The organism is Bacillus infantis NRRL B-14911 (assembly GCF_000473245.1).
Taxonomy (GTDB): domain Bacteria; phylum Bacillota; class Bacilli; order Bacillales; family Cytobacillaceae; genus Bacillus_AB; species Bacillus_AB infantis.
Window position 1 is genome coordinate 1,115,776 of record NC_022524.1, and the last position, 22,719, is coordinate 1,138,494.

Below are 22,719 nucleotides of genomic sequence, written 5' to 3' on the forward strand. Positions count from 1 at the left end.
ATTTTTAATAAAGAAGCTGCAACTTTAGCCGCAGACGCTTCTCATCCAAAATGCGAAGGCCGAACTGTTCACAAAGCTTTATAATAAAGAGAGTAAAAATGGGAGGCACGACTATGACCATGGAAGACCGGCTTTCTGAAGTGAAAATATTAAAAGGAATCGCAGAGCTTCTCAATGAGGGGACGGATATAAAGTCAGTTTTGCCGGAAGTGCTGAAGAAGCTGCTTGAAGTGACAAATCTGGAAACAGGCTGGATCTTTCTGATTGATGGGGAAGGAGGATATCATCTTGCCGCAAAAGAGCGGCTTCCGCAGGCCTTGTCCTTAAATCACTATGCGCCAATGTGCCAGGGAGGCTGCTGGTGCGTTGACAGATTCAATAATGGCAAGCTGAATAAGGCGACCAATATTATCGGCTGCAAGCGGATTGAAGAAGCGATTGAAGAGGGGCGCGGAGATACGAATGGGCTGACCCACCATGCCAGTGTCCCCTTGAGGGCAGGGGAAGAGAGGTTCGGCATTCTTAATATCGGCTCCCCTCATAAAACCAGATTCTCTGATGGGGAGCTGGCATTGTTGGAATCAGTTGCGTTTCAAATAGGCACGGCCCTTAAACGGATTGCCCTGACCCAGAGGGAGCAGGAATTGGCTCTTACGGCTGAGAGGAACAGGCTTGCAAGAGACTTGCATGACTCTGTCAATCAGCTGCTGTTTTCTGTGAATTTAACGGCAAGGGGCGGGATGGAAATGGCCGAAGGGGCTGAAGTGAAGGAAACATTTTCTTACATACAAGATCTTGCCCAGGAGGCGCTCAGCGAGATGAGGGCACTGATCTGGCAGCTTCGCCCGCGCGGCCTTGAGAACGGGCTTGTCAGCGCCCTGAAGAATTATGGCCAGATGCTCGGCCTACAGGTAGAGGCAGAAGTAAAAGGAATCATTGCCCTCCCGGGGAAAATTGAAGAAGCATTGTGGAGAATGGGGCAGGAAGCCTTCGGAAACTGCAAGAAGCACTCAGGCAAGGATATGGTGCGGCTTTTTGTGGAGAAAGACAGCAGCAGAGTCACAATGATCATAAAGGATGCAGGCTGCGGATTCTACTATCATAAAGGAAAAGGCCTGCCTACTATGGGACTGAACAGTATGAAGGCAAGGACAGAAATGCTTAGCGGCAGTTTCTCTATCAAAACTGCGCCAGGCAAAGGGACAGAAATACAGATAAGCATACCAATTTAAGGGGGATTATGATGAAAGTGCGCGTGCTGGTGGCTGATGACCACAATGTTGTCAGAAGGGGTCTGATTTTTTTCCTTAAGACGCAGAAGGAGATTGAAATTGCGGGGGAGGCAAAGGACGGGCTGGAAGCAGTCGAGCAGACAGGGAGACTAAAGCCGGATATAGTCCTCATGGACCTGGATATGCCGAATATGAATGGGATAGAGGCAACAAGAATGATCAAACAGAAATACCCGGAAACAAAGGTTCTAATGCTAACCAGCTTTTCCGATCAGGACCATGTCATTCCGGCACTTGAGGCAGGGGCTTCCGGATACCAGCTGAAGGATATTGAACCGGATGAGCTTGTCAAGGCGATCGTCCAGGTTACGCAAGGGGAAAATCAGCTGCATCCAAAGGCAACCTCCCACCTGCTGTCACATCTGTCCAATAAGGATAAGAAGAAAAGCCCAATAGATGAACTGACAAAAAGGGAACTCGATGTATTGAAGGAGATAGCGAAAGGGAAAAGCAACAAAGAAATCGCTGCCTCCCTTTTTATCACAGAGAAAACGGTCAAGACACATGTATCCAATCTGCTGTCAAAGCTCGAGATCTCGGACCGGACGCAGGCAGCACTGCTGGCTGTGAGGGAGAAGCTTGTTTAATACGGCTCCATCCAAAGTTGTAGGTGCCTGAATTTTCAGTTAGACTAAATGTGTATGTAACATTAAAACAAAGCGACGATTTCCGCGGTGCAGTCTCTCCCTATAATAAGAACATAGAGAAGCTACAGAAAAGGAGAGAGAACTAGCATGAAAATTGCAGTATTTAGCGGAAGTCCACGAAAAAAGGGCAGAACAGGAATCGCTGCCCGGTATATTGCGAAAAAGTACGGAGCAGACCTGATTGATTTAAGCCTGGGTGAGATTCCCCTTTACAGCGGGGAGCAGCACCAGTACGAGCTGACGGCTGTAAAGGAGCTGCGCCAGAGGGCTGCAGAGGCAGATGGGATCGTTCTTGCTTCGCCTGAATACCATAGCGCCATGAGCGGCGTGCTGAAAAACGCCCTTGATTTTCTGAGCAGTGATCAGTTCGCACATAAGCCGGTTGCACTGCTCGCTGTATCCGGCGGAGGAAAAGGGGGCATTAATGCCCTGAATAATATGAGGACTGTTGGAAGAGGGGTCTATGCAAATGTGATCCCAAAACAGCTTGTGCTTGATCCTCACTGCTTTGATTATGATAATGACGGGCTGAACGAGGAGCCGGCAGCTCTCGTCGATCAGCTGATGGATGAACTGAAACTTTATGTAAATGGCTATGTCCAGATGAAAGGCAAGTAAGGAAAAAGCATGAATGGATTGTACCGCGATCGTCGCTTCTGCTTTATTGTTGCTGCCAATATTCTGTCTTCCATCGGGTCTGGGATTACCATGATTGCGATTCCCTGGCTGCTTGCATCCGGTGAAAACGGCGGGAAGGTTTTCGGTTATGCGGCCATAGCCATGACCATCATCAATTTTGCTGTTACACCGTTTTTTGGCCAGCTGATTGACCGCTTTTCCCGCAAAAGGATACTTTTGTTCGGGGAAGGAGCAGGCTTTATCATAATCGCTGCTTTTTCCGCAGCCGGCTATTTTGGACTCGATTATGAAACAGTTCATCTAATCATTCTGTACGGGGCTGGAAGCCTTTATTATACATTGTTTTATCCCGCCATCTTTGCATTCAACCAGGAAATTTTCGACCCTTCCCACTATAGAAGGCTCAATGGCGCCATGGAGATTCAGGGCCAGCTTTCAAGCGTGGCAGCGGGGGCGCTTGCAGCGGCCATCATATCCACTGTCCCTCTGGAGCGGCTGCTGCTGATTGATGCTTTGACCTATCTGGGAGCATTTGGGCTGTTTTGGCTGATTCCTTATACCTCAGGAGAAAATTCTGTTAAACAGCAGGGGAAAGTGAAAGCTGGAGGCGGTCTGCTGTTTCTTAAAGCAAGTCCGGTGCTGTTTGTCTTCCTTTTTGCTTCAATGATGCCTTTTATTGGCGTCATGGTGACCAATTATCTGTTCCCTGTTTATATCGCGGATATTCTGCAGGCTGATGCTTCGGTATATGGAACCCAAAGCATGATTTATGGGATAGGAGCCGCATTGGCCGGACTCGCTGTTCCGGCCATCACTTCCCGGTGGGGCAATGAAAGGTCGATGATTCTGACGATCGGTGCCTATACAGCAGCCATTTCGGTCATTGTTTTTATAAAAGATGTTCCTGTCTTCTTGTCCTTAGCGATCTTCCTTGCCTTTGGCAATGCTGGAACAAGAGTGGCCAGGAATGCACTGATGATGGAAAGGGTGCCGAATCATCTGATCGGCAGGACAGACAGCCTTTTCCGGTCCATGGGGCTTTTAATCCGGACGCTGCTGCTGCTTGTTTTTACCGGGCTGTCAGGAGCCCCCAGCATAGCTTTCAGTTTTTATATTCTATCCTTCCTGCTTATTTTTTCCTTCGCAGCAGCTGTTATTGCAGGAAAGCTGCTCCAGGAAGGACAGCAGGAGAAAACAATAGGGGAAGCAAAGGAAAACACGGCCTGATTGACCGTGTTTTTTGGTGGAATTTTTTTTGTTATATTGACAAAGGCTCCTTGAACAGGCTGTCCTCTGAAATTTCATTTGCATGATCGATATATCTCAGCAAAGAATACAAATGCTTTTCGATCATGGAATAGTCTTTTTCAAAGTTATACGCATGCAGGAAATGCTCAATTTTCTTGGAAAGGAACTGGTCCTGGGTTCGGACCATTAATATCAGGAGATTATCCCATTCTGAACGGTGTGTGTAGTATAACGCCCGGTCATAATCGACTTTATTCATCTGGCTCACCCTCCTATGTTGAGGAGATGATATTAGTTTGCGCCCTTCAGTACAGATTTCTCTCAGCAAATCTTGGTCTTCCTGATACAGCGCGTCTTTCATCTTTTACCTGTATAGAACAAGCAGTGTAGGATACTTCTCTGCAGTAAATGACCATGCATAAAGTCTGCAGTTCTGAAGAAAGCTAATGAAAAAGATGGAGGATTGAAAAATGAAAAAACATTTTCTTTCTATGCTGCTTTTTGGATTCTTATTATCAGCACTTGCTTCTCCGGCAGCCCTGGCTGTGCAGAAGCCTGATTATGAAAAATTCGGCCGCATAGCGACTTCCGTGATCAAAGAGGATTATCCCGGGGAAGAAGTCGTCGACTACCAGTACCAGGGGCGCCAGGCATTATCAGAGAATACGGCAGCAGATCTGTTCGAGTTTCAGGTAAAAGAAGGACAGAAAACAAAGACAGTTGTCGTAAGGGTGTCGCATGACACTGTCAATGATAAATTGATCAGCTTGTCGGTGGAAGAGAAAAAGTAGGCACTAAGGGACTCAGGATGCAGAGTCCCTTTTTATTGATTCATCAATCCCGTCCTTCTCTCATAAATTGAGATAAGAAGATGAAGGAGGAGAGATGATGAGAGACACCGACCGCAAAGGCCTTGAGCATGCCATACAGGAAATAACCGAGATTGCCACGGGTTTCGGCTTGGATTTTTATCCGATGCGGTATGAAATATGCCCTGCCGATATCATTTATACATTTGGCGCCTACGGGATGCCCACACGATTTTCCCACTGGAGCTTTGGCAAGCAGTTTTATAAGATGAAGCTTCATTATGACCTTGGCCTATCAAAAATATATGAGCTTGTCATCAATTCAGATCCCTGCTACGCGTTTCTGCTTGACTCGAATTCGCTTATCCAGAATAAACTGATTGTGGCCCACGTCCTGGCCCACTGCGACTTTTTCAAGAACAATATCCGTTTCCAGAATACAAAAAGGGACATGGTGGAGAGCATGTCTGCAACAGCAGAAAGGATCCGCCAGTATGAAATCGAGCATGGGAAGCATGAGGTGGAAACCTTCCTGGATGCTGTGCTAGCCATCGAGGAGCATATTGATCCAAGCCTGATGCGGCCGAAGCTTGCCTGGAGCGCGGAAGACTTTGAATATGAAGAAGAGGAAGCACCGGCTGCGACTCCTTACGATGATCTCTGGAATCTGGACAGCAGAAGCAAAAAGAAGCCTGAGAAGAAAAAGAAGCTGAAGAAAATTCCCCCGCAGCCTGAAAAGGACCTCCTGCTGTTTATTGAATCATACAGCCGGGAGCTTACAGACTGGCAGCGGGATATACTGACGATGATGCGCGAGGAAATGCTGTATTTCTGGCCGCAGCTGGAAACGAAGATCATGAACGAAGGCTGGGCATCCTTCTGGCACCAGAGGATCCTCCGCGAGATGGATCTGACCAGCGATGAATCCATTGAATTTGCGAAGCTTAACGCAGGGGTGGTGCAGCCTTCGAGGACTAATATCAATCCATATTATCTTGGCCTGAAAATTTTCGAGGATATTGAAGACCGCTATGACAATCCTTCAGAGGAAATGAAAAAGCGCGGCGTCCAAAGCGGATCCGGCAGGGAGAAGATGTTTGAAGTGCGCGAGGTCGAATCAGATATCTCCTTCCTGCGCAATTACCTGACTAAGGATCTTGTCATGCGGGAGGATATGTATCTGTTTCAGAAGCAGGGGAAGGATTATAAGATCGTGGACAAAGGCTGGGAAGAGGTAAGGGATCAGCTTGTCAGCATGAGGGTCAATGGAGGGTTCCCATACTTAACAGTCGCAGACGGAGACTATCTGAAAAACGGGGAGCTGTACTTAAAGCACGGATTTGAAGGAATTGAACTGGATCTGAAGTACCTTGAGAAAGTCCTTCCTTATGTTCATCAGCTCTGGGGGCGCAGCGTCAATCTCGAAACGATCGTTGAGGGCAAGCAGATGCTGTTTACCTATGACGGGAAAGGGATACACAGGAAGTATTTGTAGGGATAAAAAAAACGGGGAGCCGTTCGGCTTCCTTTTCTTTTGGGCAAAATCGTTTAAAAAAAAGGATTTACAGGGGAATTAAACGAAATGTGCTTCTAAGAAGAAGAATGGAGGTACAGATTCATGAGGAATAGGAGCTTATCTATTTTTGGAGCTGCAGTTCTACTGGCCATTTTATTGATCCTGACCAATCCTTCAAAACAGGACTATCTGGAATTTAGTGAGAAGCAAACTGGAGAACCGCCTCCGGCAATCGTTAAAGCAGAGAGAACGAATTTTCTTTTTTTCTCTTTCTATACGCCAAATGTCCACCATGAACAGGGTATCACACATTTGGGGATCTTCAGCGGTTTTCATCAGGTATCTGATGGTCAATTTGATGATCCATGGTGGATGAAGTTGCTTGATTTTTTCAAGTGAAATCCTTCTGCATGTCATTTCTTTTTTTCTGGCCCTCCATAAGGAAGAGGAAAGCATATTGACCAAAAATCCAACAAAACGAAAAAAGCTTCTATAAGTCCATCACTCATTTCCTCTCATACTGCCGGTTTATTAAAAAGATATGAGAGCAATTGGCTGCTAAATACATCAGGGCCTGCTGGCTTCTTTTTTTTTTTTTTTTTAAAAAATTACTTGTAAATTTCAACTAAAAGTATTATAAATTAATTATAAGTATTTTATTTATACATAAATTTACTCAATTTTGTAAACTAAAGGAGAGGTTATTATGTTGGATGTCATCATTATTGGTTCTGGGCCTTATGGAATTTCACTTGCTGCCCATGCATTGGGAAATGGTCTTTCTTATAAAATTTTTGGATATCCTATGGATTTTTGGAAAAATCAAATGCCGCAGGATATGTTTATCCGAACCCCGCATGATTTTGTGAGTTTTTCTGATCCTGAGGATAAGTGGACAGTACATCAATTTGCAGCGGAAACAGGGATACAGCTTGTGACTCCTCTTCCGCGTACGATTTTTACACAATATGCCAGCTGGTTTGCGGAGAAAGCAGGAATCATATTTACTCCTCAATTAATCACTCATGTTTCCTTTAAGGAAGGCATCTATGAAGTTGTTTCAGATTCAGGCGAAAAGCATTTTGCCAGAAATGTAGTTGTTGCAACGGGAGTTGAACATTATAAATACTTGCCGGAAATGGTTAAAAATTTTTCCCCGAAGCTGGTTTCCCATACTTCCGGATACACAGACTTCTCCGCTTTTAAGGATAAAAAGGTTATCGTGCTCGGAAGCGGACAGAGTGCATGGGAAGCAGCCGGTCTATTAAAGCGTGAGGGAGCAGAGGTGGAGCTGGTGTACAGAGCCGCATCACCTAATTATGCCGGAAGCAGAGAAGCTGAGATAGAACTGAGGGATCTGGGTAATGTATTCTTCCATCTCACTGATGATGAAAAGAAAGAAGAATGGGGCCAGTCGCCAGGGAGTATTGCCCATTTCTTAAAACCATATGTCGACGGAATCGTTCCCCAAAGGGCAAATGTACAAATTCAACAGATAAAAGAACAGGATGGCCAGTTGCTGTTAAAGTTGTCTGATGGGACAGAAAAGCTGGCGGACCATCTCCTGTCAGCTTCAGGGTTTCATATCGATTTAGACAAAGCCTATTTTATCAATGCCGAATTGCGTGAGCAAATTGACAGGGAACAAGGTTTTTCCCAGTTCCCAAGATTGAGTGAGTCATTTGAATCGAATATACCTGGACTTTATTTTGCAGGTCCCCTTTCATCCCATAGTCATGGTCCGACATTCAGATTTATATTAGGCCTTAGAAAAACAGCTTGCTCCATCATTTCCGGCATCACGGAAACGAAGGAAAAAAAGATTGCATTGATATAGGGAGGGACTAGCATGAGAGAATCATTTCAATCCATTACCAGAAGCTTTGGACTGCTGAACAAAGTGTGCTGTTCTGTAGATGGAATAGATGTATCCGCGATTCAAAGCCATATCCTTTATGAAATAAGCGTCAATCATAATCCGTCCATGCAGTATGTCGCTGATCTTCTGGGTGTGGAAATTGCCACTTTTTCGAGGCAGATTCAGACATTAAGCAAAATGGGGCTGGTTGAAAAGCTTCCATCCAAAGAAGATAAAAGGGCGAGCATCCTTTCATTGACAGACTCAGGAAAGAAGGTTGCAGATGGCATTGATGAGCAGGTGAATACCTATCTGGAAGATGTCTTTGCCCGTATGAATGATTTTGAGCGGGATATTGTCCAGCGATCCGTCCGCCTTCTGGCGAATGTCATGACAGAATCCCCGGTATGCTGCGGAGACAGGAAAGACAATAAAGGCTGTTAAAAATTTTGCTTAAATAGAGGAGGACATATGATGAAGAGGGTTAATGAGGGGCAATTGCCTGTTGCGATTATTGGAGGAGGTCCGGTCGGTCTTGCAGCAGCAGCCCATTTAGTGAAAAAAGAAGAGCCATTTATATTATTTGAATCCGGTGATGGTGCGGGTTCCAGCATAAAGGAATGGAGCCATGTCAGAATGTTCTCCCCCTGGCAGTACAATGTGGATGCAGCAGCGAAGGAATTGCTGGAGGCATCAGGATGGGAAGCTCCGGATGATCAAGAGCTGCCTGCAGGCAAGGAGCTTATCGAGCGGTATCTGCTTCCTTTAAGCAGCCTTCCGGCCATAAAGAAAAACATTTTATTACAAGCAAAAGTCACCGGTATCGCAAGAAAAGCACACGATAAACTCAAAACGGGAAAGAGGGACAGCGCTCCATTTCAAATCTATGTGGATGTTGAAGATTCCACAGAATTATTCGAAGCGAGAGCCGTAATTGACTGCTCAGGTACATGGACTAATCCCAATCCTATATTATCGAATGGAATCTGGACGAAGTCAGAAAGAACGCTGAGAGACCGCATTCATTATGGTATCCCTGATATTCAAAAGCAGGGAAGCAAATATAAAAATAAAACCATTGCAGTGGTGGGCAGCGGCCATTCTGCCATTAACGGCCTCCTTGAACTGGCGAGGCTTAAAGAAGAATATCCTGATACAGCTATTCACTGGATACTTCGAAAAAAGCATATATCTGAAGTGTATGGCGGGCAGGAAAACGATGGGCTGCCTGCCCGCGGAGAACTCGGTATCAGAATTCAGCAGCTTGTGGAGTCCGGGGCTGTGGAGGTTTTAACTCCGTTTCATATCAGCAAGGTCCAATCAGTCAACGGTAAACTAGCCTTAATCGGAGAACTGAATGGAGAAGAGATGTCCATTGGGGATATTGATGAAATTGTGGCAGGCACGGGGTTCCGGCCGGATACAGCATTCCTGCATGAAGTGAGGCTGCAGCTGGATGCTGCAGTAGAAAGTGCCGGGGAACTTGCACCGCTGATAGATCCGAATATCCATAGCTGCGGGACCGTCCGGCCGCATGGGGAAAAGGAACTGCGCCAGCCTGAGAAGGACTTCTATATTGCAGGCATGAAGAGCTATGGCAGGGCCCCGACTTTCCTGCTTGCGACAGGCTATGAACAGGTCCGTTCCATAGTAGCGTATCTAACCGGCGATAAAGAAGGCGCAAAAGAAGTGCAGCTTGAGCTGCCCGAGACAGGGGTATGCAGCACGAATATCCAATCAAGCTGCTGTGTGTCTGACACCATGGCTGCGAGCGCCGGCCAGGAATCTTGCTGCGGACCTGCCGTTGTCGCTTCGCTGGAATTAAAAAATTTATAAGTCAGCACAAAGGACCAGCCAAACATGACTGGTCCTTTTGAAAGGGGAGGGCAGAATGCAGACTGACAGGCAGACTATAATAGGCATGGCCCTTTTGACCGCAATCTGTATGGCTGGTGATTCTATGCTTTATATTGTTTTGCCGGTCCATTGGAAAGAAGCGGGGCTTTCATCTTTGATCCAGGTCGGCGTATTACTTTCTGTTAACCGCTTTGTGAGACTGCCGCTGAATCCGCTCATTGGTTTTTTCTTTAAAAAGGTCACATTTCGAAATGCGATGTACATAGCTGTTATTTTTAGCGGCATCACGACCTTAGGATATGGTGTGGTGAAAGATTTTGAATTGTGGATTCTTCTTCGGTCAATCTGGGGGTTCTGCTGGTCCATATTTAAGATTGGAGCTTATTTATTGATATTACAGCTTGCAGCGGACAGCAATCGGGGCCAGCTCATGGGGTTGTATAACGGGCTGTACAGGCTCGGAAGCCTGTTCGGCATGCTTCTAGGGGGTCTGTTTGCTGATTTGTTCGGGATGTCAGCCATCAGTATGATATTAGGGTTTTCTGTTTTCATCATTCTTCCTTTCCTGCATCTATTTCTTCCTGAGGCTCTGCATACAAATACGCCAAAACAAACAGGACCAACCATATATGAAAATGTGAAGCTGCTTAAGGAACCAGAATTAATCAGGATTTTTCTGACAGCCTTCCTGGTGATGATGCTTCTTGATGGGATGCTGACAGCAAGCTTAAGCCATTTGATTGAAATTCAATACTCAGATCAAGTCAATATCCATGGGCTGGCCATAGGGGCAGCTGCTTTAGCTGGCATTATGCAGGCAATCAGATGGGGAATTGCTCCTTTCGTCGTGTCAAAAGTAGGATCTGCATTGGACAGAACAGATGAAAAACACAAGATACTGCTGTCATTTTTAGGTGTGGCTGCGATTCTTCTGGCGGTGATTCCCCTGCATCTGCCGATTGCAGTATGGCTGCCTTTTTTACTTTTGCATCTGCTGACCTCTTCAAGTCTTATTACCGTGATGGATACACTTATGTCTCAATATTGTTCTAAGTCTTCAGGGAAAGTCTTTTTTATGACATCTTATACAATCGTAATTGATCTGGGAGCAGCTGTAGGGCCAATCTCTGGATATTCGTTAGAAAAAGCAATAGGAATGGCAAATGTTTTTTGGCTGGCTTCAGGCATCATGCTGCTAATCATCTTTATGTGGAAATTTTTTAAACCCACAGAATTATCCTATGCCAATTGAGGCAGGTTAACGAAAGGTAGGTAAGCATGTGCGTGATGAGATAGGAGATCGCATCAAGCGGTTCAGCGAAACTGGCGTTTGAGTCAAGCGCAGGTCTTGGTTTAAGTAAGAAATGTGAAAATGAAGGCAGCTCCTGTTAAAATTCAAAAATAGAAAGCACACATCTGCAGTTTCAGATGTGTGCTTTTCCTTTGCCGCCAAAGCTTTTACACTTCAGGCATTGGGGTAGGAGTTGATTCAATCCCTGTCCCTTTATATTTCTCATCGATCATTGTACGGATATCCTTAAGAGGTGTCCCTTTATTAAACTCTGATTTAGCCTCACGGGCTATGTCTACACAGACCCCTCAGCCAAAGCCCATTGTATCAAGGGAAACGGTGCTGCCGCTGACACTGTCAACAAAGCAATTGGTATTGCTTTCGTGGCCATCTTCCTCGTAGCAGCCGCAATAGCATGGCATATAATTAAGTACCTCGGGATGCTCGACTGCAAACTGATAAGCTTCCAGTATTTCCGGGCTGTCTGTGTAAGTGGTCACGGCCGCCCAATCATTGCTTCCCAGGGTATAAGTTAATTCTGGAGCACCCTGATCCTTATGTTCATCTGAATGGCCTGCATGTGAGGAATCCTCCTCTGCAGAAGAACATCCTGCCGCAAGCGTAATAGCAGCAAGAATCGGAAAAATAGATCTCTTCATCGAACCTCCCTCTCTCTTTAAATCTTCTTTTACTATGCTAGCATACAAAAAAACCTCTCAATGAAACAATCCTTATTGAACAAATGTCAGAAAGGATTTTTGCTTTTTCAAAAAATAGACACATACTTCACAGAAATTTTCCCGGAACATTCAAACAATTATTTGACCGTTTGCCAATAATTGCATAAACTAATAATCAAATACATGTTTGAATGTTGAGGTGAAGCTATGAAGCAGAATGACATTTGTGAAGTAAAATGTGTGGATGAAGTAAAAGTTAAACGTATAAAGAAAAGCATTGAAAAAGAAAATACACAGGCAGTTGCGCAAATATTCAAAGCGCTGTCCGATGATACCAGGGTCAAGATTGCTCTTTCCCTTTGCCATGAACAGGAGCTGTGCGTATGTGATGTGGCCAATATTGTCGGCAGTACGACTGCTACAGCCTCCCACCACTTGCGCCTGCTGCGCAATCTTGGTTTGGCAAAATACCGCAAAGAAGGCAAGCTCGTTTATTATTCCCTGGATGATGAGCATGTGAAGCAGCTGATACGGATTGCCTTCGAACATCAAAAGGAGGTGGCCGGCCAATGAGTGAGTCTTTGGGGAAATCTATTGATAAAACGGTCTATAGAGTGCAGGGCTTTTCCTGAGCAGGCTGTGCAGCTAAGTTCGAAAAGAACGTAAAACACCTGGATGGTGTTTCTAATGCAAATGTAAACTTTGGCGCTTCAAAACTGACTGTATACGGAGACGCCACGATTAAGGAACTGGAAAAGGCCGGTGCCTTTGAAAACCTGCGGATCATCCCTGAGAATCAGCGGTTTGAAGAAAAGAAAGAGCCTTTTTGGCAAAAGCATTCTTATGTTATAGCTTCCTTCGTCCTGCTGATTATCGGCTGGGCAGCTGGACACATGAACGGCGAGGAAAGTTTGTTCTCTGCCCTGGCGTACGCAGCTTCAATAGCAATCGGCGGCTGCCGTCTTTTTATTACAGGCTTAAAAAACCTTTTCCGCCTCCAGTTTGATATGAGGACGCTGATGACCATAGCGGTCATTGGTGCAGCATTTATAGGTGAATGGGGGGAAGGGGCCACTGTTGTCATATTATTTGCCATCAGTGAGGCCCTGGAAACCTATTCAATGGATAAAGCACGCCAGTCGATCCGGACGCTGATGGATATATCCCCTAGGGAAGCGCTGATCCGCAGGGGAAATCAGGAACTGATGGTTGAGGTGGAGGATATCCAGCTTGGCGATATCATGATAGTAAAGCCAGGCCAGAAAATTGCGATGGATGGAACAGTGGATAAAGGCTTATCTTCTGTTAATCAAGCTGCCATTACGGGTGAATCTGTCCCTGTGTCAAAAACAAAGGGAGATGAAGTATTCGCTGGGACGATAAATGAAGAAGGTGTCCTTGAAATTAAGGTGACCAAGCGCGTAGAAGATACAACAATTGCCAAAATCATTCATCTTGTTGAAGAAGCCCAGGCCGAAAGAGCCCCTTCACAGGCATTTGTCGACAGATTTGCCAAGTACTACACACCAATTATTATAGTGGTGGCATTCGGTGCGGCAGTTGTTCCGCCTCTATTTTTTGGTGCTGATTGGAGCGAATGGATCTACCAGGGGTTGGCAGTGCTGGTGGTTGGCTGTCCGTGTGCCCTGGTCATTTCAACTCCGGTTGCCATTGTGACGGCGATTGGCAATGCTGCTAAAAATGGAGTACTGATCAAAGGCGGAATCCATCTGGAGGAGATGGGGGGCATAAAAGCCCTGGCATTCGATAAAACAGGGACCCTCACAAAAGGGAGTCCCGCTGTTACAGATTTTATCCCTTCTCCAGGGACTGACTCCAAACAGCTGCTTTCTGCTGTGGCTGCCCTTGAGAACGGCTCCCGGCATCCATTGGCATCAGCCATCATGAAAAAAGCGGAGCAGGAAGGGCTGGACTATCAAAACATTGAAGTGGAGGACTTTGCCTCCATCACGGGAAAAGGAATTAAAGGCAAGATAGGTGGTGAAACCTGCTATGTCGGCAGTCCAAATCTTTTTGATGAAGTACTGCAGAATGGAATTCCTGAAGAATTAAGAACGGTGATACTGGACCTGCAAAACCAGGGCAAGACAGTGATGGCAGCAGGAACTCCTGCTGGAATAATGGGAGTGATTGCTGTTGCAGATGTGCTGAGGGAAAATAGCAGGGATGTCATTCAAAAGCTTCATGCATTAGGAATTGAGAAAACTATTATGCTGACAGGTGATAATCTTGGAACGGCAAAAGCCATTGGAGTCCAAGCGGGGGTAACCGACATCAAAGCCGAATTGCTGCCTGCAGACAAACTTTCCTATATCAAAGACTTGCGGGAGAAATATAAACGTGCCGGCATGGTGGGAGACGGTGTGAATGATGCACCTGCACTGGCTGCTTCAACAGTTGGGATTGCCATGGGAGGCGCTGGTACGGATACAGCTCTTGAAACGGCTGATATTGCACTGATGGCTGATGACCTCGGGAAGCTGCCTTTTACGGTTAAGCTGAGCAAAAAAGCAATGACGATCATCAAGCAGAACATTACATTCTCGCTGGGCATTAAGCTTGTGGCCCTGCTGCTCGTCATTCCCGGCTGGCTTACTTTATGGATTGCCATCTTTGCTGATATGGGCGCAACATTGATTGTCACGCTGAATGGGCTGCGGCTTTTAAGAATAAGGGACAAATAGATCTGCAGGAAGCTTCCCAAGTCATGAGGGAAGCTTCCTTTTTTACAGGGAAGTGTCAAGTGGCCAGTTGCAGGTGCCTGTTATAAATAAGGATGAAAAGGGTACGGAACAATAGAAACTGTTATTGGAGGTTGATCATAATGGAAAAGGTAGTAATTCTTGGAACTGGACCTGCCGGCCTGACTGCAGCAATCTATTTGGCCCGTGCCAATATGAATCCGGTAATCATTGAGGGCGATCAGCCTGGAGGACAGCTGACACTGACGACAGAGGTCGAGAACTTCCCGGGCTTCACCGATGGAATCATGGGTCCTGAGCTGATGGATAATATGAGAAAGCAGGCTGAACGCTTTGGTGCGGTCTTTAAGAGAGGATGGGTGACAGAAGCAGATTTTTCAAAAAAGCCGTTCAGGATGAAGGCAGACGGTATTGGAGAAATAGAAGCAGAATCAGTCATTCTTTCAACCGGCGCCTCTGCCAAGCTTTTAAACATTCCCGGCGAGAAAGACAATATAGGCAAGGGAGTCAGCACCTGTGCCACTTGTGATGGGTTCTTTTTCCGCGGGAAAAAGGTCCTGATCATCGGCGGCGGGGACTCTGCCATGGAAGAAGCCAACTTCCTTACTAAATTTGCTGACAATGTAACCATTGTCCACCGCAGAGATGAGCTGAGGGCTTCAAAGATTATGCAGGACAGGGCCAGGGAAAATCAGAAAATCAGCTGGAAACTGAACAGGACTCCTGTAGAGGTCCTATCAGAATCTGATAAGGTGACCGGCCTTAAAGTGCTGAATAATGAAACCGGAGAGGAAGAAGTCCTGGAAACAGACGGCATTTTTGTTGCCATCGGCCACAGGCCCAACACAGGATTCCTCGGCAGCCAGATCGACCTGGATGAGTCTGGCTATATCACTGTAAAGCCTGGCACGACAGAGACCAATATCAAAGGTGTGTTTGCCTGCGGCGATGTCCAGGATAAAAGGTACAGGCAGGCCATCACAGCTGCAGGAACCGGCTGCATGGCGGCCCTTGACGCCGAAAGATATCTGGAAGGTGACGCCATCCTTGATTGGAGCGAAACCCTCAACCAGGGCCAGTAGAAGATTTTGCCTTTAAAAATGCTGGGAAACCAGCTATAAATCAACAGGGAAAAGGCAGGATAAAAGATGGATGCGTTATTTTATGAACCTGCTATAATGAGTGAAAAATCATTATTAGGGTGGTTTTGCATGGGAAATACAAGCTGCAGATATGTCATTAATGCTTCAGGAAAAAGCGGTGAAATGTATCATACAACATGCGAAAATAAGATGGAAGTCAAAAGATGGATCGAGGAAAACCAGGAAAAGATTCTGGCAGACAGAATAAAAGTGACTGACAAGAAAAAACGTCCTTTTTCCGGGCTTCTGTTTTTTATAAAATAATCATCCAGGGGGTGCCGCGATTGCCGCGGCATTCTTTTTTTGTATAAAGTTTTGTAAACTGGTGAATATAATAGCATGGTGCCTGTAGCTCAATGCAAAGAGCAGCCGGTTTTTACTACTGTGAAAAATTGTGCATTTTGCGGGTTGAAATCCCGCCAGGTCCATTGAAGCCGCATCCCTTTGGGGGTGCGGCTTTTCTGCCGGAAGCTAATCAAATGAAAATTTAAAAATGCTATTTTCAAATTGACATTGAGAATCAATATCAATTATAATAAACTTAATGATATTGAGAATCAATATCACTTAAAGCGGGACTGACCTGCCAAACCCCCTCTGCAGTCCCGCTTTAATACATATCTTAAAATTTTTGATAGGAGGGACTGATATGAATCATCAGTTTGCGGTATTGGAAGCTTTCAGGCATGAATATCCTGTCTGCAGGGCATGCTGTGCGGCTAAGGCGCCTGGACCGCTCGATTTGAAAAAGGGCGATGTTCTGGCCATAACGTGTGAGAAAAAGTATGTTGACCTTCTGGGATGGTTCTTTTTAATCAATATTAACGGAGAGCGGCAAGTATATATGTCTATATCTGACTTAGAAGATTATTATTTAACCGGAAAGATATGCTCTTTCTTTGACCTGGCATTAAAGATGAACCATTTGAGCTATAAAGTCAATCAGTCCCTGGACTGCAGGAATAAAAAAGAGTTTGGTATGTATTCTGAACAGCTGAGGCAATGGAAGGAATTCCAGGAGTCCGTTTACGAGAAAGATAAAGAAAGGGTATAAAGGCAGGAAAATGCGTCATTGATGCATTCTCCTGCCTTTTTTTATATGAAGCCTTTTCGGGGGGTGAGTCAATGCTCTTACACATCCCTCCCAATCCATCACAAGTTTATATGGAAATGCGCTGCAATCACAGAAATATAGGAATCAAATTCCTGGATTCCCTTGAAGTTGGACAGCATGCCCTGAATGACTGGAACCCTTGGGCTGCTGCTCAATATTTCCGCTTCCAGCACTTCCATGGACACTGCCAGATCTTCTTTATGCCTTCCTGACAACGCTTCCTTTTTCATGCTTTTCACCGCCGAAGTTAAATTACCCTTGTGCCCGGCAAGCATTTTTTTTGCTGCTTCCAGCAGAGCTGCATTTTTTTCCTCAGAGATGATCGGCTCTTCCTCGAGGATGCCGCCGACAATGCTGTCCATCCTTCGCATGATATATTCAGCAACCCCATCTGCTTTAAAGTTTTCAGGATCGTGCATAAGAATTTTAAAGAATGGGTGGAACATACCTTCGATCATCATGGAGAGGTCCCAAAGATATGGAGTGATTTTTTCACCATAGATGGAAGACAGGCCATTTCTGTAAAATTGATGCACCTCTATGATCCGTGCAAATATAAGTTCCTTTAGTGCTTCATCCCTTGGCAGCGCCTGCTCCCGGGTAAGCATGATCATAAAGTCTTTATGAGTGGCAAATGTATTGAAAAGGGAACCCAGCTGGCTGATGAATTTTTCGCGGGGCTCCAGTTCCCTGTTTTCATATACAAAAATTTCTGCATGCAATTCATCGAAGCTATTGTCGAAAATAGCATGAAGGAGCTCTTCCTTTGATTTGAAATAAAGATAGAAGGCTCCCTTTGACATGCCTGTGTCATTGACGATTTCCTGGATGGAGGTTGAGCTGAAGCCCTTTTTTGCAAATAGTTTCTTAGCGGAATCAAGTATCATTTTTTCTTTTTCCTTCAATTGATCAGAACCTCCCTGTCTGGGTCTCTTAAAGCCATTTATAGATACTGCAGCGTTCTGCTGCCAGTCACAATATCGCCACATTTTAAACCTGTGGTAAAACTTGACGCATGACCGGTCAGTCAGTTATGCTAGGCACTGTAGTGACCAGTCAGTCACATCATAATACAAAAAGTCAATTAAATCAATTATAGCAAGGAGAGGAAGTATGAAAAGCATTATCCAGTTTTCCCTGAAGAACAAATTTGCTGTCTGGCTTCTGACAATTATTATTACGGCAGCAGGCTTGTATTCCGGGTTGAACATGAAAATGGAAACCATCCCGAGCATTTCGACCCCGCTTGTTTCGGTGATGACGGTCTACCCGGGTGCCACTCCGGAACAGGTGGCAGATGAAATTTCAGAACCGATTGAAAAGAGGGTCCAAAACCTTGAAGGAGTATCAGTGGTAAGCTCTTCTTCCTTCCAGAACGCTTCATCGGTTCAGATACAATACAATTTTGACAAAGATATGGATAAAGCACAGGATGAAGTGAAGGAAGCGCTGGACAGCATTGAATTTCCAGACGGTGCCCAGGAGCCCGGTGTTTCCCGCCTCAGCCTTGATGCATTCCCAATCATGTCCCTGAGCATCTCTGATGAGAAAAAATCTCTGCCTGAGCTGACTAAAACGGCTGAAGACCAGATTGTGCCTGCGATTGAGGGGATAGAAGGAGTTTCTTCTGTCCAGATATCCGGCCAGCAGCTTCAGGAAGCACAGCTCACCTTTGACCAGGAAAAGATGGCTGAATTTGGGCTTGATGAAGAAACAGTCAAGAACATCATCAAAGGTTCTGATGTTTCTTTCCCGCTCGGATTGTATACATTTGAAAACACTGAAAAATCGGTTGTTATTGATGGAAATATCGCTACAATAGATGACTTAAAACAGCTGAAGATTCCAGCTGTTCCGCAGGGAGCCGGCCAGCAGGCCCAGGGTGCTCCGGCTGAAAGCGGCCAGCAGGCTGCAGGACAGCAGCAGGGTGCTGCCCCTGGTGCAGGTGCACAGCAGGGCGCTGGCCAGGCTGGTGCAGCTGCGGGAATTCCGACTGTTGAGCTTCAGGATATCGCCACTATTGAAGTGGTCGGCAAAGCCGAATCGATCTCAAGGACTAATGGAGAAACATCAATCGGCGTACAGATTGTTAAAGCCGCCGATGCCAATACGGTTGAAGTTGTCAATGATGTAAAGGCACAGCTTTCAGAGCTTGAAAAAGACATTGATGGCTTGAAGGTAACGCCAATCTTTGACCAGGGAGAGCCGATCGAAGAATCTGTAGAGACGATGCTGAGCAAAGCTGTATTTGGGGCAATTTTTGCGATGATCATCATTCTTCTGTTCCTGCGCAATTTCAGGACGACGATCATATCGGTCATTTCAATCCCATTATCGCTGCTTATTGCGATACTTCTGCTGAAGCAGATGGATATCACGCTGAACATTATGACATTGGGTGCCATGACTGTGGCCATCGGCCGTGTAATCGATGATTCAATTGTCGTCATCGAAAATATTTTCCGCCGCATGAGCCTTAAAGGTGAAGAACTGTCAGGACGGGAACTGATTGTTTCGGCAACAAAGGAAATGTTTATGCCGATCCTGTCTTCGACCATTGTCACCATTGCGGTATTCCTCCCGCTTGGACTGGTTAAAGGCACGGTCGGGGAACTGTTCCTTCCGTTTGCTCTTACCGTGGTATTTGCCCTGCTTGCATCGCTGCTTGTAGCGATTACGATTGTGCCGATTATGGCCCATACGTTCTTTAAGAACGGATTGCCGGCCAAGCATCAGCATCAGGATGAAGAAAAGCCCGGCAAGCTTGCTTCAGGCTACCGGAAGGTCCTTAACTGGGCATTGAACCACAAAATCATCACCTCGGGGATTGCCGTACTGATGCTGGTCGGAAGCTTGTTCCTTGTACCAGTAATCGGCGTTTCTTTCCTGCCTGCCGATGAGCAGAAAATGGTGATTGCCACATACAAACCAGAGCCGGGCCAGACACTTGAAGAGGTAGAGGAAATTGCCGGCCGCGCAGAAGAGATGCTTCTCGACAGAGACGGAGTGAAAAACCTGCAGTTCTCTGTGGGCGGAGAAAATCCGATGAACCCCGGCCAGTCCAATTCCGCTATGTTCTTTGTAGAATATGAGGATAGCAAAGAGAATTTTGATAAAGAAAAAGAAGATGTGATTGAAGAGCTGAAAGGTTTGGCTGATAAAGGGGAATGGGGAAGCCAGGACTTCTCCGGAATGGGTTCAAGCAGTTCGCTTTCCATGCAGGTATACGGAGAGAGCATGGATGATATTGAGCCGGTCATCTCCGAACTTGAAGGCATCTTTAAAGACAATGATTCTTTGACAAATGTTAAAACAAGCATCTCAGATACGTATGACGAATACACGCTCGTAGCTGACCAGGAGAAATTGAGCAGCCTGGGGCTGTCTGCAGCACAGATCGGAATGGGCCTTTCCAACACAGGCCAGCGCCAGGTGCTGACGACGGTTGATTATGATAACGAAGAAGTCAACGTATATGTTGAAATGGAAGCAGAATCTTACCAGGATATCGATGACCTTACAGACCAGACGGTTCAGTCTCCACTGGGAATTGAGGTTCCGATTAAAGATGTGGTCGAAATTCAGGAAGGTACGACTTCCGATACGATTACAAGGCAGGACGGCCGGATTTACGCGAATGTCAGCGGAGAGATTACATCGAAGGATGTTGCAAAAGTTTCTGCAGATGTGAATGCGGAAGCTGATAAGCTTGAGCTGCCTTCAAATGTTGAAATTTCAATGGGCGGTGTAACGGAGGATATCAATGAATCCTTTACACAGCTTGGGCTTGCGATGCTTGCTGCCATCGCGATTGTATATCTCGTTCTGGTCATTACTTTTGGCGGAGGGCTTGCTCCATTTGCCATCCTGTTCTCACTGCCGTTCACGATCATCGGTGCTCTTGTCGGGCTATTGATTGCAGGGGAGACCTTGAGCGTATCTGCCATGATCGGGGCATTGATGCTGATCGGGATTGTCGTGACCAATGCAATCGTCCTGATTGACCGCGTCATCCATAAGGAACAGGAAGGCCTGCCGACACGGGAAGCGCTTCTGGAAGCAGCCGGTACAAGGCTTCGTCCAATCCTGATGACAGCCATCGCAACCATCGGTGCATTGGCGCCGCTGGCTGTAGGACTTGAAGGAAGCGGCCTGATTTCCAAAGGACTGGGAGTAACCGTAATAGGCGGACTCACAAGCTCCACGCTTCTCACATTGCTGATTGTGCCTATTGTGTATGAGAGCTTAATGAAGCTGAAGAGAAGAGGAAAAAAGAAAACAGCAGCTGCTGAATAAGCAGACTGAAGAGGCAGCGGGAATCCCCCGCTGCCTCTTTTTTCTGTTCAACTGAAGTATTGCATCTAGAGAAGCCTTAATAAAGCACCGCCGGCTGCCCCGGTTAGTACGACGATCCATGGAGGCAGCTTCCAGTAGGCAAGCATGGCAAAAAGGATGCTTGCGAATGCGAAGTCTGCCGGCGCCAGGATGGAGCTTGTCCAGATTGGATTGTAAAAGGCAGCAATCAGAATGCCTACCACTGCTGCATTGACCCCCATCAAGACACTGGCAGCCTTTGGGTTGCTGCGCAGCCTGGCCCAGAATGGCAGCGCGCCGGCAATCAATAAAAAGGCGGGGAGGAATATAGCGGCAGTCGCCAGGAGACCCCCCTGCCAGCCGCTGATTACGGCTCCGATATAGGAAGCAAAGGTGAAGAGCGGGCCCGGCACCGCCTGGGCAGCGCCATATCCGGCAAGAAAGGCTTCTTCAGTCAGCCAGCCGCCCGGCACAAACTCCCGTTCAAGGAGGGGAAGTACAACATGACCGCCGCCAAATACGAGTGAACCGGAGCGGTAAAAGCTGTCAAACATCGCAATCCAGTTTAAGGAAGTGGCTTCCCGAAGAACCGGAAGGATGATGAGCAGGCCGAAAAATAATGCCAGTGCCGCTGCGCCTGTCTTTTTTGAAATCGGAAATGGCATTGGTGCCTTTTTTTCCTGTGAGTGGTTTCTATAAAGGACAAAACCGGCAATTCCCGCGGCTAAGATAATCGAAATCTGCGAAATGGCAGTTTGCCACAAAAGGGCTGCTGTCAGGGCAAGAAGGACGATGGCCTTCCTTTTCAGATCAGGTGCAAGCTTTGACGCCATTCCCATGATGGCATGCGCCACCACAGCAGTGGCTACAATTTTCAAACCATGGATCCACCCGGAATTGGCTGCGTCCAGGCCATCCATGAGAAGTGCAAAAAGAATCAGCGCTACAACGGAAGGGAGGGTAAAGCCTAAGAAGGCAAGAAAACCGCCAATCAGGCCACCTCTGGCAAAGCCGATTCCCATGCCTACCTGGCTGCTTGCAGGGCCGGGCAGGAACTGGCAAAGAGCTACAAGATCAGCATAGCTTTGCTCATCCATCCACTTCCGCCGTCTTACATACTCTTCATGAAAATAGCCCAAGTGGGCAATAGGACCGCCAAATGATGTCAGGCCAAGCTTGGCCGAAACTAGCAGTATCTCAATAAAAGTATGAATGGTATATTTACTTTCTGTATTCATCTTTTCGTCTCTCCTTCCGTTAATCAATCTTTGATTTCTTTAAAAAGCTCATAAGCCTTTTTCCTGGCTTCTTCCAAAACCGTCTGCCCTTTTGGAGTAGCTGTATAGTACTTCCGGATTTTACCATCCACATTCCGGTTTTCCTTCATAAGCAGGCCATCTGATTCCATCCCGTGAAGAATGGGATACAATGTGCCAGAGCTTATCGAGTAGCCATGCTCTTTCAGCTCTTCCAGCATCCATGCTCCATAGATCGGTTCTTCCAATGCATGGTGGAGGATGTGGATCTGGATAAAGCCCAAGAATAATTTGCGCAGAATTTTATCTTCCACTTCCCAGCCCCCTATCGTT

General features: G+C 46.3%; 22 protein-coding genes. 17 read left to right on the forward strand and 5 right to left on the reverse strand.

Translation table 11 applies throughout. From position 1 onward, the window contains the following. Positions 1-113: 113 nt before the first annotated feature. The 4 genes from N288_RS05845 to N288_RS05860 all read left to right on the forward strand — a co-directional run bounded on the left by N288_RS05845 (position 114) and on the right by N288_RS05860 (position 3,805). Positions 114-1,232 (forward strand): GAF domain-containing sensor histidine kinase, encoded by a 1,119-nt coding sequence (locus tag N288_RS05845; RefSeq protein ID WP_022543533.1) that lies wholly within the window; start codon positions 114-116, stop codon positions 1,230-1,232. Positions 1,233-1,243: 11 nt separating this feature from the next. Then, a complete protein-coding gene (locus tag N288_RS05850; RefSeq protein WP_009795065.1) occupies positions 1,244-1,879 on the forward strand; it encodes a response regulator in 636 nt (211 codons plus the stop codon). A gap of 147 nt (positions 1,880-2,026) precedes the next feature. After that, a complete protein-coding gene (locus N288_RS05855) occupies positions 2,027-2,557 on the forward strand; it encodes an NADPH-dependent FMN reductase (protein ID WP_009795066.1) in 531 nt (176 codons plus the stop codon). Positions 2,558-2,566: 9 nt separating this feature from the next. Next, complete coding sequence (locus N288_RS05860) at positions 2,567-3,805, forward strand: MFS transporter (RefSeq protein WP_009795067.1); 1,239 nt, start codon at positions 2,567-2,569, stop codon at positions 3,803-3,805. A 31-nt stretch (positions 3,806-3,836) separates the two neighbouring features. Here N288_RS05860 and N288_RS05865 read toward each other — a convergent pair whose 3' ends face one another. After that, positions 3,837-4,085: a YhdB family protein gene (locus N288_RS05865; RefSeq protein ID WP_022543534.1), complete on the reverse strand. Its 249-nt coding sequence runs from the start codon at positions 4,083-4,085 to the stop codon at positions 3,837-3,839. A gap of 211 nt (positions 4,086-4,296) precedes the next feature. Here N288_RS05865 and N288_RS05870 point away from each other — a divergent pair, with 211 nt between their 5' ends. The 7 genes from N288_RS05870 (at position 4,297) to N288_RS05900 (ending at position 11,118) form a co-directional block, all read left to right on the forward strand. Next, complete coding sequence (locus N288_RS05870) at positions 4,297-4,617, forward strand: DUF3889 domain-containing protein (protein WP_009795069.1); 321 nt, start codon at positions 4,297-4,299, stop codon at positions 4,615-4,617. Between the two features lie 97 nt (positions 4,618-4,714). Beyond that, positions 4,715-6,130, forward strand: a complete 1,416-nt coding sequence (locus N288_RS05875; RefSeq protein WP_009795070.1) for a SpoVR family protein — start codon at positions 4,715-4,717, stop codon at positions 6,128-6,130. Positions 6,131-6,253: 123 nt separating this feature from the next. Further along, a complete protein-coding gene (locus N288_RS05880; protein WP_009795071.1) occupies positions 6,254-6,550 on the forward strand; it encodes a hypothetical protein in 297 nt (98 codons plus the stop codon). Positions 6,551-6,857: 307 nt separating this feature from the next. After that, positions 6,858-7,988, forward strand: coding sequence for an NAD(P)-binding domain-containing protein (locus tag N288_RS05885; RefSeq protein ID WP_009795073.1), 1,131 nt, complete (start codon positions 6,858-6,860; stop codon positions 7,986-7,988). 12 nt (positions 7,989-8,000) lie between these two features. Next, a complete protein-coding gene (locus tag N288_RS05890) occupies positions 8,001-8,453 on the forward strand; it encodes a MarR family winged helix-turn-helix transcriptional regulator (RefSeq protein ID WP_009795074.1) in 453 nt (150 codons plus the stop codon). A gap of 27 nt (positions 8,454-8,480) precedes the next feature. Further along, positions 8,481-9,845: an NAD(P)-binding domain-containing protein gene (locus N288_RS05895; RefSeq protein WP_009795075.1), complete on the forward strand. Its 1,365-nt coding sequence runs from the start codon at positions 8,481-8,483 to the stop codon at positions 9,843-9,845. A 55-nt stretch (positions 9,846-9,900) separates the two neighbouring features. Then, complete coding sequence (locus N288_RS05900) at positions 9,901-11,118, forward strand: MFS transporter (RefSeq protein WP_022543536.1); 1,218 nt, start codon at positions 9,901-9,903, stop codon at positions 11,116-11,118. Positions 11,119-11,324: 206 nt separating this feature from the next. On the opposite strand, the gene N288_RS05905 is transcribed toward N288_RS05900, so the two are convergent. Then, on the reverse strand, positions 11,325-11,816 hold the full coding sequence (locus N288_RS05905; protein ID WP_269147780.1) for a PCYCGC motif-containing (lipo)protein: 492 nt from the start codon (positions 11,814-11,816) through the stop codon (positions 11,325-11,327). 228 nt (positions 11,817-12,044) lie between these two features. On the opposite strand from N288_RS05905, the gene N288_RS05910 reads away from it, so the two are divergent. The 5 genes from N288_RS05910 to N288_RS05930 all read left to right on the forward strand — a co-directional run bounded on the left by N288_RS05910 (position 12,045) and on the right by N288_RS05930 (position 16,756). Further along, positions 12,045-12,410 (forward strand): ArsR/SmtB family transcription factor, encoded by a 366-nt coding sequence (locus N288_RS05910; protein WP_009795078.1) that lies wholly within the window; start codon positions 12,045-12,047, stop codon positions 12,408-12,410. Continuing rightward, positions 12,407-14,542 carry a heavy metal translocating P-type ATPase gene (locus N288_RS05915; RefSeq protein ID WP_083783128.1) on the forward strand — a complete coding sequence of 712 codons (2,136 nt, stop codon included), beginning with the start codon at positions 12,407-12,409 and terminating at the stop codon, positions 14,540-14,542. The genes N288_RS05910 and N288_RS05915 overlap by 4 nt, the downstream gene beginning before the upstream one ends. A 140-nt stretch (positions 14,543-14,682) precedes the next feature. Further along, positions 14,683-15,642, forward strand: coding sequence for a thioredoxin-disulfide reductase (gene trxB / locus N288_RS05920; RefSeq protein ID WP_009795081.1), 960 nt, complete (start codon positions 14,683-14,685; stop codon positions 15,640-15,642). A gap of 129 nt (positions 15,643-15,771) precedes the next feature. Further along, positions 15,772-15,966 carry a hypothetical protein gene (locus N288_RS05925; RefSeq protein ID WP_009795082.1) on the forward strand — a complete coding sequence of 65 codons (195 nt, stop codon included), beginning with the start codon at positions 15,772-15,774 and terminating at the stop codon, positions 15,964-15,966. A 385-nt stretch (positions 15,967-16,351) separates the two neighbouring features. Continuing rightward, positions 16,352-16,756, forward strand: coding sequence for a hypothetical protein (locus N288_RS05930; protein WP_009795084.1), 405 nt, complete (start codon positions 16,352-16,354; stop codon positions 16,754-16,756). Between the two features lie 98 nt (positions 16,757-16,854). Here N288_RS05930 and N288_RS05935 read toward each other — a convergent pair whose 3' ends face one another. Beyond that, positions 16,855-17,721, reverse strand: a complete 867-nt coding sequence (locus N288_RS05935; RefSeq protein WP_009795085.1) for a TetR/AcrR family transcriptional regulator — start codon at positions 17,719-17,721, stop codon at positions 16,855-16,857. A gap of 208 nt (positions 17,722-17,929) precedes the next feature. On the opposite strand from N288_RS05935, the gene N288_RS05940 reads away from it, so the two are divergent. Beyond that, positions 17,930-21,112 carry an efflux RND transporter permease subunit gene (locus tag N288_RS05940; RefSeq protein ID WP_009795086.1) on the forward strand — a complete coding sequence of 1,061 codons (3,183 nt, stop codon included), beginning with the start codon at positions 17,930-17,932 and terminating at the stop codon, positions 21,110-21,112. A 65-nt stretch (positions 21,113-21,177) separates the two neighbouring features. Here N288_RS05940 and N288_RS05945 read toward each other — a convergent pair whose 3' ends face one another. Both N288_RS05945 and N288_RS05950 read right to left on the reverse strand, forming a co-directional pair. After that, on the reverse strand, positions 21,178-22,368 hold the full coding sequence (locus tag N288_RS05945) for a chromate transporter (RefSeq protein WP_022543538.1): 1,191 nt from the start codon (positions 22,366-22,368) through the stop codon (positions 21,178-21,180). Between the two features lie 23 nt (positions 22,369-22,391). Continuing rightward, on the reverse strand, positions 22,392-22,700 hold the full coding sequence (locus N288_RS05950) for a PadR family transcriptional regulator (RefSeq protein WP_009795088.1): 309 nt from the start codon (positions 22,698-22,700) through the stop codon (positions 22,392-22,394). Positions 22,701-22,719: the final 19 nt, after the last annotated feature.